This window comes from Nonomuraea sp. NPDC049607, assembly GCF_040675375.1.
Taxonomy (GTDB): Bacteria; Actinomycetota; Actinomycetes; order Streptosporangiales; family Streptosporangiaceae; genus Nonomuraea.
In genome coordinates, this window is the sequence record NZ_JBFAOV010000001.1 from 325,891 (window position 1) to 338,267 (window position 12,377).

Here is a 12,377-nt window from a genome sequence, read left to right on the forward strand (position 1 = left end):
ATCTCCGCCGACTCCCGCAACAAGTCGCTCTCCTATCGAATCAACTATCTTAACGCAACTCCTTCCGAGCCAATTCCGTTGTCTTATCTACGAAACTTCGCCAGCTGGCCAAAGCAACTAAAGGTCGGCTATCCAAATATTCCGATACCGATAAGTGATGACGCGTGGAGTTGCATTCCAGAAAGCATGTCACAGGAGACCAATCCGGGATGGCGGTCTTCCTGGGAGGTAAGGCCCGGCGATCAAGTAAATCGTTATCATTTGAACGATAGATACGGGGGATCGCCACACAGTCGGATATCGCCCAGCGGGCGCTCTCACAATATCTTTGTGTTCCTTGGGGTCCAATCGTCTACGCCTATCCCGCCAGAAGATTGGACGAGCGACGGAGCTCTACTTTTCGCCGGAGTTCCGGAATACGGGAGATCCAATAGCGTCAATGATAACGATGCAATAATTCAGCACATTCGGCGAGGAAAAGCGCTCCGCATTTTCTTGAAAATTCCCACCGCCAAGGACATATATTCATATCTCGGCGAGTTCGTCGTGGACCAGCGCTCGCCCGTTGCGCACTATTGTGAGCTAGCGTCAGAGGAAGAGGCGTATAGAATCGCCAAATCGAGACACCGGCTAATCTCGACCCGTGTGCCATTCCTTCGCGCCTTTCCTGTGACTAATGGCCCTGCTGCTGTTCCTGCGACGGTAGCTAGGCAACTCTACCTTGATGCCAAGATTCAAACCGAGGGAACCTCTGAAGATGCTGGCGATGACGAGCCTCTCCTCCGAGATATTCTTGGCAGCCCAAGTCAACTACTGAAGCTTTACCAGCGACACCCCGACAGATTCCGTGAGCTAATTTCGGATGATGCATCTGCACGCGACGTCATAGCCATCGCGCACCGTCGTGAGCAAGTTGAGCATTTTCGTCGCCTCCTCTTTGAGGACAGTTACTTCGATTCAATGTGTGAGAACTCCTCCGGAAGGGGCCCTGAGTCCGTATGGCAAGAGTTCTTTGAAAAGAACACATGGATTCTGGGAGCCTCTCTTGCGGGACAGCTGCTTACCTCCTGGAATCACGAGAAGCTCGAACAGGTTGTTGTAGGTCAATCTGTATCGGGTGCAGGCAAACGCACGGACGCATTACTGCATACCGCTGGCCGAGTAAAGTCGATGGTCTTTGCGGAGTTTAAGACGCACAGGACGCCTCTACTGGAGAAGCCGTATCGCTCAGGGTGCTGGAGTCCCTCTCGTGACCTGGTAGGCGGAATTGCACAAGTTCAAGGAACAGTTCACCGCTGTGTCCAAGATATCCGCGAGCGGCTCAGCAACCTAGATCTCGATGGGAGTGAGCTCGGCGACTACACATACCTCATCAGGCCAAGATCGTTTCTTATTGTCGGCAGGCTAGATCAGCTGATTGGTCGGTCAGGGGGGGACCACTCTGACCGCATCCGCTCATTTGAGCTTTTCCGACGGAACCTCAGCGAGCCTGAAGTTGTCACCTATGACGAGCTTCTATCGAAAGCCGACTGGATTGTCTCGACAGCTCATCCCTGAACGGCATGCTGCCGCGCCGCTTCCGGTGCTAATGATGGTGGGGCAGGTCACGCCCCACCGGCCGGGCCGCGTGGGATGCCTACTTCCGGTGCAGGATCTTTGAGATCTTTCCGCCCGAGACCGGCGCCTTTGGCCAACCGGCTCGCAGGGCGTGACCGCCTCTGATAGAGCGGAATCGAGGGCCGCTCGCGCAGGGGTATCCCTCTTCATGTCGTGGGCTGTCAGCTCTCAGCAAGGCCGGGACTGCGCGGGTGCCGAGGTCAGCAGACGGCTCATCGGATGGTAGACAACCAAGTCTTGTCATTAGCACGCCGCATGATCTCGGCGAGGACCTCTGCACGCTGCATCAGCAGACGGAGGGAACGTCATGAAGGTCTACTGCGGCATCGACTGGGCCGAGAAGCACCACGACATCGCCCTGGTCAACGAGACAGGCACGATGATCGCCCAGCAACGCATCGCCGAATCGCCTCAGGGCTACGAGGAACTGCTGACCATCTTGGCCGAGGCCGGCGACACCGCCGAGATACCGATCCCAGTGGCCATCGAGACCCCGCATGGCCTGCTGGTCTCCCAGCTTCGCGCAACCGGCCGGCGGGTCTATGCCATCAATCCGCTCAGCGCCGCACGCTACCGCGACCGGCACTCGGTGTCCCGCAAGAAGTCCGACCGGCAAGACGCCGTCGTCCTGGCCAACATCTTGCGCACCGACATGGCACTGCACCGGCCACTGCCCGCCGACAGCCACCAGGCCCAGGCCATCGCGGTGCTCGCGCGCGGACACCAGGACGCCGTCTGGCGCGTCCACCGCATCGGTAACGAGCTGCGCTCGTTGCTACGCGAGTACCACCCGGCCTTCTTGACGCTGTTCGCGGGCCAGGAAGGCGGTATCACCTGCCGCGAAGCCCGCGCAGTGCTCAAGATCGCCCCCACCCTCGCCACAGCGCGCCAACGCACCATCGCCGAACTGCGAGCCGCGCTCAAGGACTGCGGCCGCATCTATCATCTACAGACCTGGGCCGAACGCCTGCACGTCGGCTTCCAAGGCGCCCATCTGCGCCAACCAACCCCGATCGAAGAGGCAATGGGCCGGCAAGCGCTGGCGTTACTGGCCGTTCTCGATGCCGCCTGCCAAGCCGCAGCCGACCTGCACCAGGCCACCGTCACAGCCTTCCGTGACCACCCCGACCACGACATCGTCACCAGCTTCCCCGGCCTGGGCGAGCTGACGGCCGCCCGGCTGTTCGCCGAGATCGGCGATGACCATACTCGCTTCGCCGACGCCCGTGCCCTCAAGGCCTACGCCGGAGCCGCCCCGATCACCCGCGCCAGCGGACGCAGCCGGGCCGTCGTCCACCGCCGGGTCAAGAATCGCCGCTTGGCAGCTGTCGGCTACATCTGGGCTTTCGCCAGCCTGACCGCCTCGCCAGGCGCCCGTGTCCACTACGACCGCCGCAAAGACCACGGCGATCGACATTCAGCGGCACTGCGCAACCTCTACAACCGCTTCCTCGGCTGCCTGTTTCATTGCCTGACCACACGCCAGCCCTACAGCGAACGCCTCGCCTTCCCCACCGCAGCCCCTGGGGGCTCCACCGCCCCCAGACCCCCGCGAACCGCGGCAGCCGACGACGCCCAATCTCGTTGATCACAGCCCGCCGTAGCGTCGCCGGCCACCACGGACCGAGCACGCTTGACATCGCCGCCGATCGGATGTCTCGGGCCTGGAGGCCCTGCGCTCCGGGTCCGCTTGCCACCGGATAACGGGGTTCCCAGCTAGAGGCGTATGGTTCACCGACGCAAGATCCAGTACGCATCATGCGCAGAGCGGCGGAGAGCTTCCACGCTACCGGGGTCGGCTGCTTCCGCGATGTCAGCAGGGTCTGTAGCGACGAGCACTCGCGTTGCGTGATCTTGAGGATCCTCTGCCATTGGTGTCGCGAGATGGCGCGCTCTGGTAAGACTTCATCTTGTGACGAGCGTGCCAGCCTGGACTATCAATGCTGAGGACCGTAAGAAGGAGCAGGAGCGAGCCGAGCTGCACCGGGTGATCTGGAAGATCGCCAACGATCTGCGTGGAAGCGTGGACGGCTGGGACTTCAAAGCGTATGTGCTGGGGATGCTGTTCTATCGGTTCATCTCCGAGAACCTGACGGCCTACCTCAACGAGGCCGAACGCAGTGCAGGCAACGAGGACTTCGATTACCGCTACATGTCAAACGCGGATGCCGAGCTCGGGCGTGAGGAGACAGTCAAGGAGAAGGGCTTCTTCATCCTGCCCCAGGACCTCTTCGCGAACGTGCGCGAGCGGGCTAGCAGGGACGAAAACCTCAACGAGACTCTAGCGCGGGTGTTTACCAACATTGAGGCCAGTGCAGTGGGTACCGCCTCCGAAGATGACATCAAGGGCCTCTTCGCCGACCTCGACGTCAACAGTGGCAAGCTCGGCCCGACCGTCGCGAAGCGCAACGAGAAGCTGGTCAAGCTCCTCGATGCAATCGGGTCGCTGGACTTCGGCAACGGCGAGTTCAACGAGAACACCATCGACCTGTTCGGTGACGCCTATGAGTACCTGATGCAGATGTACGCGTCCTCGGCTGGCAAGTCCGGCGGGGAGTACTACACACCGCAGGAGGTCTCCGAGCTGCTCGCTAGGATCACCGTTGTCGGCAAGACCGAGGTGAACAAGGTCTACGATCCCGCCTGTGGCTCGGGTTCGTTGCTGCTGAAGTTCAAGAAGGTGCTGCCCAATGGGGTCCGGCAGGGTTACTTCGGTCAGGAGATTAACCTGACCACCTTCAACCTGTGCCGGATTAACATGTTCCTGCACGACGTCCCGTACGAGAAGTTCGACATCGCCCACGGCGACACGCTGATTGACCCATACCACTGGGACGATGAGCCGTTCGAGGCGATCGTTTCCAACCCGCCGTATTCCACACGCTGGGAAGGTGACTCGAACCCGCTGCTGATCAACGACGAGCGGTACGCGCCCGCCGGTGTGCTGGCGCCGAAATCGAAGGCTGACCTGGCGTTCACGATGCACATGCTGTCGTGGCTGGCGGTCAACGGCACGGCCGCGATCGTCGAGTTCCCCGGCGTGCTCTACCGCGGCGGTGCAGAACAGAAGATTCGCAAGTACCTGATCGACAACAACTACGTCGACACCGTCATCCAGCTCCCACCGGACCTCTTCTTTGGGGTGACGATCGCGACCTGCATCATCGTGCTAAAGAAGTCGAAGATCGACAATCAGGTGCTCTTCATCGACGCCTCGGCCGAGTTCATGCGTCAGGGCAATAAGAACAAGCTCGCTGCCAGCCACCAAGCCAAGATCTTGGAGGCGTTCACGCGTCGGGAGGCCATCGACCACTTCGCAGCTGTGGTCGACTACGAGATTATCCGCGACAATAAGTACAACCTCGCGGTCAGTTCGTACGTCGCGGCCGAGGACACCCGCGAAACGGTCGATATCAAGGCGTTGAACGCTGAAATTGCGCGGATAGTTGCCCGCCAAGCTGAGCTGCGCACCCAAATCGACGCCATTGTCGGCGACCTGGAATCCGACGATGCGACTGTCTGAATTGTTATCTAAAGCCCCTGCTAATGAGGAGGCACAGGTGGAGCGCTTCCTCGATGCACGCCTGCCTTGGGGCAAACACAAGACGATCGAGGTCGGCAAGGTCGCTATCAATTTCAACTGCAAGACCTGCGACAACGTTCGGACGTTCATGTCGGGTAACAAGCTGTCCTGCCTCGGGGTAGGTGATCGGGTGGTGAGCATCGACGCGTGCCTCAAATGCCCAGTCTGCAAAGCGACCGTAGAAGCTTGGTTCCTCGTGGTGTCCAGGGACGAACTGGACGGACAGGCGCCGACCGTGCGGTTAGAACGCTATGTAGACAACCGGCGCGGTATGGCGAGTCGGGTCGAAGCCAGCGTCGGTGGTTTCGATGACCTGCTGGAGCGTGCGCAGCTCGCCTACGAGTTACAGCTCGGTGCGGGATCCATGGTGTACCTACGGAAGATCTTCGAGGAGATCACCAAGCAAGTCGCCGATATCGCAGGTATACCCACCACCGGCAGAAACGGCGGTCGCAAGCCTTTCCGCGACCTCCTGCAAGAGGTCGATGGTCAGCACCACATCATTCCGTCAGCATTTTCCAGCGATGGCTACAAGTTGTTCAGCGAGCTGAGTGAGATCGTTCACGGAGATTCAAGTGAGGAAGTGGCTCTACAGAAGTACCACCCTTGCCGAAGCTTGGTCATCGGAATCATCCAGAATGTCGCCAGCGATCAGGAGATGAAGCGGGCAATCGATGCACTCGGATGGAATATAAACAGGTTGAATGTGCCTTCAAGTGGGGCGATGGTGCCATGAATGAGATCGAACAGCTGCTTGCCGAGCGCCGCCGGGGCGGTGTTGAGATAATGACGCTCGGCGAGGCCGGAACCTTTGCTCGTGGCCGTCGCTTTACCAAAGCTGACATGGTCAAGGACGGAATCCCCTGTATCCACTACGGTGAGATCTACACAGAATACGGCGTGTCCGCGCGCACATCTGTCTCGTATGTGAGGGAGGACTTGCGTGATCAATTGCGCTACGCCCGCCCCGGGGACGTGATCGTTGCTGGCGTCGGCGAAACAGTCGAGGATGTGGGCAAGGCCGTCGCCTGGCTGGGCGAAGGAGAGGTCGCGATCCACGATGACTCGTTTCTGTTCCGGAGCGAACTCGATCCCACCTACGTCTCCTACTACTTCCAAACCCGCAGCTTCCAGGCCAAGAAGAACCAGCATGTCGCCCGCGCCAAAGTGAAGAGACTATCCAGTAGCGGAATCAGCAGGATCACCATCCCGGTTCCTCCGCTTGAGATTCAACGCGGAATCGTACGAATCCTCGATTCGATGACCGAGCTGCAAGCCGAGCTGCAAGCCGAGCTGCAAGCCGAGCTGCAAGCCCGAACCCGCCAGTACGGACACTACCGCGACCAGGTGCTCTGTTTGGGCCCATCGGTCCCGATTGGACAAGTCGGCGATTTCGTCGACTTTTTCAATGCAAGGGCCCACGAGAAATTCGTTGATCCTGCGGGAACCGTCGCACTGATGACGGCGCGGTTTATCTCGCGTGGCGAGGCTAATCGCTTTGTGCAACCCGAGGATGTGCAAACCCCTGCCTATGAAGGCGATGTTGCATTGGTGATGAGCGACCTGCCAAAAGGAAAGGCGCTCGCCAAGACATTCTATGTAGATTCCGACAACGCGTATGCGGCTAATCAAAGGGTCTGCTTGCTTCGCTCACGTGACGCCCGCGTGCTGCTGCCACGATTCTTGCACCGCATGATGGATCGGAATCCTCAATTGCTTGCATACAACAACGGCATGGACCAGACACACCTCAAGAAGAATGACATCCTGGAGGTGCGAATCCCGATCCCGCCAACTGAGGTCCAGGAACGCGTTGTCACAATCCTTGACCATCTCGAATCTGTTTCGGTTGAGTTGGCGAGCGGCATCGCGTCTGAACTTTCTGCACGCCGCGAGCAGTATGAGTACTACCGGGAGAGGCTATTGACCTTCGAGGAGAAGGCGGCGTGAGCCAGGGCGGCGGTGTGGAGGCACCGGAATCGGCGCTACGGTACGATCCGATCGCAGTGAGCGACGAATCCACCGTCGTGGCGGCGTACGAACCAGATGACGGCCTCGATCAGGGCTACCAGTCTGAGGCTCAGCTTGAGGCTAGGTTCATTGAGCTGCTGGGGCAGCAGGCATACGAGCGTCTCCCCCTTGCGTCGGCGGCTAGCCTGGAGGCGAACCTACGTCGTCAATTGGAGCTGTTGAACAATGTGGTCTTCAGTGACGATGAGTGGAAATGGTTTTTCACCAAGAAAATCGCCTCAAAGAATGAGGGCGTCGTTGAGAAGACAGCGCGCATCCAGGAGGACCCGATCCAGGTCCTTGCGCGTGACGACGGCACGAGCAAGAACATCAAGCTGATCGACAAGTCGAATATCCATGCCAACAGACTCCAGGTGATCAACCAGTACGAGGCGGTCGGTGAGGGTGCTGGGGTAGCTCGCCAGAATCGCTACGACGTGACGATCCTGGTCAACGGGCTTCCGCTGGTGCATGTGGAGCTGAAGCGGCGCGGGGTGCCGTTAAAAGAGGCGTTCAACCAGATAAACCGCTACCAGCGGGAGTCGTTCTGGGCCGATGCCGGACTGTTCGAGTACGTCCAGCTCTTCGTGATCTCCAATGGCACGCACACCAAGTACTACGCGAACACGACTCGTGCCCGAAAGGTGGCTGAGTCCGAGAGCGGCAAGCGTGGCCGGAAGCAGACGTCGAACTCGTTCGAGTTCACCTCGTGGTGGACCGACGCGGAGAACCGACGCATCGGCGACCTGACCGCGTTTACGCGGACCTTCTTCGCCAAGCACACGCTGCTGAATGTGCTGACGAAGTACTGTGTCTTCGACGTCTCTCGTACCTTGCTGGTGATGCGTCCCTACCAAATCGTTGCGGCTGAGCGAATCCTCCGGCGGGTGGTGTCCTCGGCCAACACGAAGGCGACCGGGCCGGGGGCCGGCGGCTATATCTGGCACACCACCGGGTCGGGAAAGACGCTGACGTCGTTCAAGACCGCGCAGCTCGCGTCGAAAATGGAGGGTGTCGACAAGGTTCTCTTCGTGGTAGACCGCAAGGACCTCGACTACCAGACGATGCTGGAGTACAACCGCTTCGAGAGGGATTCGGTCAACGGGTCACGCTCGACCGCCGAGCTCAAGCGGCGACTCCAGGATCACAACGCGTCTATCATCGTCACCACGATCCAGAAGCTGTCGCGGTTCATCGAGCAGAACAAGGGCCATGAGATCACTAACGCTCATACGGTCTTAATCTTCGACGAGTGCCATCGGAGCCAGTTCGGTGAAATGGGGACTGCGGTACGCAAGGCATTCCGCCGCTCCCACCTCTTCGGGTTCACGGGAACCCCGATCTTCCCGGAGAACGCTGGCGGGGCGACTAAGGACACTACGGACAAGATCTTCGGCGACCGACTGCACAGCTACACGATCGTGGACGCGATCAACGACGGCAACGTGCTGCCCTTCCGCGTCTCTTACCAGAACACCGTGCGGGCAGCAGACGACGTCGAAGACAAGCAGGTCGCCGGGATCGACACCGAAGAAGTGCTGCGCCACCCCGAGCGAATTCGGAAGATCGTGGAGTATATCCTCGACCACTTCAATATCAAGACCATGCGCACCCAGGGGTACAGCTTGGGTGAAAAGCGGGTACGGGGCTTCAACTCGATGTTGGCTACCGCATCAGTGTCCGCGTTGAAGATCTACTACGACGAGTTCGCCCAGCAGCAGACCGAGCGCGCAGCCGTAGACCCGTCCTACCAGCCGCTGAAAATCGCCACGATCTTCAGCTACGCAGTCAATGAGGACGAGGAGGTCGGCGGCATCCTCGATGACGAGGCGATGGACGCGGATCGGCTCGACGCCTCCTCCCGCGACTTCCTCGAACGCGCCATCAGCGACTACAACGTTGCCTTCGGCACGATGTACGACACCTCGGCGGCCAAGTTCGAGAACTACTACAAGGACCTCGCGCGCCGAGTGAAGGATCGTGAGGTCGACCTAGTCATTGTGGTTAATATGTTCTTAACCGGGTTCGACGCAACCACACTGAACACTCTGTGGGTGGACAAGAACCTCAAGTCCCACGGGCTAATCCAAGCGTTCTCCCGCACCAACCGGATCCTCAACTCGGTCAAGGCCTACGGCAACATCGTCTGCTTCCGCAATCTGGAGAAGGCCGTCGATGACGCACTAGTGCTCTTCGGCAACTCCGAGTCCCGCGGAGTGGTGCTACTCAAGCCGTACACCCACTATCGCGCCGTGTACGTCAGCCTGGTCGAGCAACTCCTGCAGCAGTGCCCACCCGGAACCGAGCCATTCGGGGAGGCCCAGGAGAAGGCGTTCGTCATGCTCTTCGGTCACATCCTCAAACTGCGCAACATCCTGACCTCTTTCGACGAGTTCGAGCACGACGAGTCGCTGCCACCGAGGCAACTGCAGAACTACATGAGCGTCTATAACGCACTGTGGGAGAGGCACCGCAAGCGCGACACCAGCAAGAAGGAGTCGATCCTCGACGATGTCGTCTTCGAGATCGAGCTCATCAAGCAAGTCGAGGTCAACATCGACTACATCCTGATGCTGGTGCAGAGATGGCATGACGAGGGCCAAGCCAAGATGGGCTGGGAAGGTAGCCCGCCACTACGTGCCATTGAGGACGCCGTCGACGCCAGCCCATCACTGCGGAACAAGAAGGACCTGATCATGGAGTTCGTCGACTCCATATCGGTCACCGGCGAGGTCAGCGACCACTGGCGTATCTTCGTCACCCAGCGACAAGAAGCCGAACTCGCCGAGATCATCGACACCGAGCGCCTCCGGCCTGAGCAGACGAAGTCGTTCATCGCAACGGCCTTCCGCGACGGGGCTATCGCAACCAACGGAACGGCGATCACTCAGATCCTGCCACCGGTCTCTCGCTTCGCGAAGGATAACAATCTCGGCGCCAAGAAGCAGCGCGTCATCACGAAGCTGAACGAATACTTCGAGCGCTTCTTCGGTTTGGCCTGAAAGACACCGCCACTGCGGGTCGTCCGTTTTTCCTTCAGACTTGACGGTCAACCCAAGCCCTGCTCGTACGCGCTGCTTCCTAGACTATGGATCGAACCAGTAGCGTTCGGTTTGCGTACTACTGGTCGAAATGGTGATCGCCATACCGGTACCGCGGGATGCCCTGGACGCGTGCCAGGACGGTCCTAGGCTGGTGAGCGATCCGGACGTGTTCCCGAGGATGCCGGGATCCGCTTATGACGCAACCGACCGATCTTCCGTCGAAGCCGTTCGACGGTGAGTTCTCCGGAATCGATCCATTGTGGATGGATGGGTTCGAGAAGGGGCTTGGCCGTGCCGGGGAACTGCTTCGTAGGAACGAGCCGCTGGTTCGGCGAGTCATGGAGAAACTCGCCCTGGATGTCTCGAAGCTGAGCGCCATACGGGAGGCGGAAGGCTGGATCCGTGCCAAGGTTCCCGAGATCCGGCAGCGGAACGAAACCATCCAGGCTGTGGACAAAACCTGGGGGCCCGAGCCGTCGAAGGGACTGCTCGGCTTCGACGAGGCGCTGTACAAGAAGGTCTCCTACGACGCCGACGCCTACGCAGCGGCCGGCTACCTCGGTAAGGCCGCGGATGGCGAGCATGTCGACGGCAAGACCCTCGATCAGTTGGAGAAGCGCACCGACGATTCGGGCTTCGCGCTCAAGCTGATGAGCGCCTTAGGTCCAGAGCGATTACGGCGTCTCCTGGCCCAGATCGCCGGACGCCAGGACAAGAAGTCCCAGCGTCTGCAGGCGGCCTTGGGCAAGACGCTCGGCAGCGCCAGCGCTCAGCTGAGCTCCCAGTGGCGGAACGGACTGACAGCCGGCCTCTCGCGCACTACCCAGGCCGGGATCGCCGCCGCATTGAAACACGGCACCTACAACAGTACTTTCCTGCTGGAGGTGGCCAAGGCGCTAGATGCGGCCGAACGGAAGCAGGCGACGCACCACGGCGTCGGACGACATCCGATGGCAGATGTGATGAAGGCGCTGAGCAAGAACCCAGACGCCGCGCAAGCGTTCTTCACCAGTGGCGACAGACTCAAGTACTACACGACGATGCTGCCCTTGGGGGATGGAGGCGCGGCGGTGGGCGAAGCGCTGGAGGCGGCGACGATGACCTACCGGGATCGTGCAGGGTCAAGCCAGGATCCGTCGTCCGGCTACCGGTCAGCCAAATTGGCCTCGGACCTTTTCGAACTCGAATACCAGCAGATTCACGCGGGCAGGCCACAGGAAGCGTTTGTCGCGCCTGTCTCCATCGGGCGGATCCTGGCGGCCTACATCCCGGACGTCAATCGGGCGGCGATGGGCGGCCTGGAGCAACCCGGAGTCTACGAACAAGACCATCCCGGCCTGCCCGGACTGGAACCTTGGGGCACAAAGTTCAACCGGGAACACCTGCGCGAGGTGATGAAGAACGTCTTCACGAAGGATGAGAAGGCGTACGGGGTGGTCCTGGCCGCTCAAGTGGTGTGGAGCGCCAAGCTCTTCGACCAGGGCGCTGTGCAGCTCGCCGTGAAACACGACGGGAACACCATGACCACCGCCGCGACCGAAGCAGCCGCGGGTTTCGGGATGCTCGCCTCCGCGGCCGGCCTCGGGAAGATCGAGGCGGGCCGTGAGCTGGACGAAGCTCAGAAACGCAATCTCAAAATCCTCCTAGCAGTGGTCAACACCGGGCTGGCCTTCCCGCAGATGGGAGGGTGGCCGGTGACGGCCAGCGTGGCAGGCGCATGGACAGGAATCATCGAGGACGCCGCGGATGGGACGGCGGAAAAGGATGCCGTCGCATCTGCCAATTTCGCCGCCGAGCAGGCTCGGGAGCTTGCGGATCAGGTTGCGGTACAAGCGATGTTCGACCACGGCCTGTTCGGCTCGGTCGACCCGCCCGCCAAGTCCCATCCCTGGGCGTCGCTGACCGATCTGAAACCCGGCGACGATCCCCGCACCGCGCCCAACAACTTCCTGAAGGACGACGGAAAAACACTGAAGACTCTGGGAGAGATGATGAAGTCGGACCAAAAACCCTATGACGCCTACCGGAGGTGGCTGAAACGGCCGGACAACAACCCATGGTTGAGCCTGGGAATGAAGCAGACCTTGGACTCGACCTTCACACGCAGCTTCCCGAACTTCTAG

General features: G+C 60.1%; 7 protein-coding genes. All 7 read left to right on the forward strand.

The annotated features are described in order from the left end of the window. Positions 1–330: 330 nt before the first annotated feature. The 7 genes from AB0J97_RS01655 to AB0J97_RS01685 all read left to right on the forward strand — a co-directional run bounded on the left by AB0J97_RS01655 (position 331) and on the right by AB0J97_RS01685 (position 12,377). Positions 331–1,557, forward strand: a complete 1,227-nt coding sequence (locus AB0J97_RS01655) for a Shedu immune nuclease family protein (RefSeq protein ID WP_364083185.1) — start codon at positions 331–333, stop codon at positions 1,555–1,557. Positions 1,558–1,924: 367 nt separating this feature from the next. Then, positions 1,925–3,205: an IS110 family transposase gene (locus tag AB0J97_RS01660; protein WP_364083188.1), complete on the forward strand. Its 1,281-nt coding sequence runs from the start codon at positions 1,925–1,927 to the stop codon at positions 3,203–3,205. A gap of 324 nt (positions 3,206–3,529) precedes the next feature. After that, complete coding sequence (locus AB0J97_RS01665) at positions 3,530–5,140, forward strand: type I restriction-modification system subunit M (protein WP_364083190.1); 1,611 nt, start codon at positions 3,530–3,532, stop codon at positions 5,138–5,140. 37 nt (positions 5,141–5,177) lie between these two features. Continuing rightward, positions 5,178–5,936, forward strand: a complete 759-nt coding sequence (locus tag AB0J97_RS01670; RefSeq protein ID WP_364083192.1) for a hypothetical protein — start codon at positions 5,178–5,180, stop codon at positions 5,934–5,936. Then, positions 5,933–7,150 carry a restriction endonuclease subunit S gene (locus tag AB0J97_RS01675; RefSeq protein ID WP_364083195.1) on the forward strand — a complete coding sequence of 406 codons (1,218 nt, stop codon included), beginning with the start codon at positions 5,933–5,935 and terminating at the stop codon, positions 7,148–7,150. The genes AB0J97_RS01670 and AB0J97_RS01675 overlap by 4 nt, the downstream gene beginning before the upstream one ends. Continuing rightward, complete coding sequence (locus tag AB0J97_RS01680; protein ID WP_364083198.1) at positions 7,147–10,212, forward strand: type I restriction endonuclease subunit R; 3,066 nt, start codon at positions 7,147–7,149, stop codon at positions 10,210–10,212. The genes AB0J97_RS01675 and AB0J97_RS01680 overlap by 4 nt, the downstream gene beginning before the upstream one ends. A gap of 236 nt (positions 10,213–10,448) precedes the next feature. Then, entirely contained in the window at positions 10,449–12,377 is a 1,929-nt protein-coding gene (locus AB0J97_RS01685; protein WP_364083201.1) for a DUF6571 family protein, read from the forward strand.

Excerpts from the sequence above, each read along its gene's own strand:
- AB0J97_RS01660 (WP_364083188.1), top strand. The coding sequence starts at position 1,925 with ATGAAGGTCTACTGCGGCATCGACTGGGCCGAGAAGCACCACGACATC.
- AB0J97_RS01675 (WP_364083195.1), top strand. The coding sequence starts at position 5,933 with ATGAATGAGATCGAACAGCTGCTTGCCGAGCGCCGCCGGGGCGGTGTT.
- AB0J97_RS01685 (WP_364083201.1), top strand. The coding sequence starts at position 10,449 with ATGACGCAACCGACCGATCTTCCGTCGAAGCCGTTCGACGGTGAGTTC.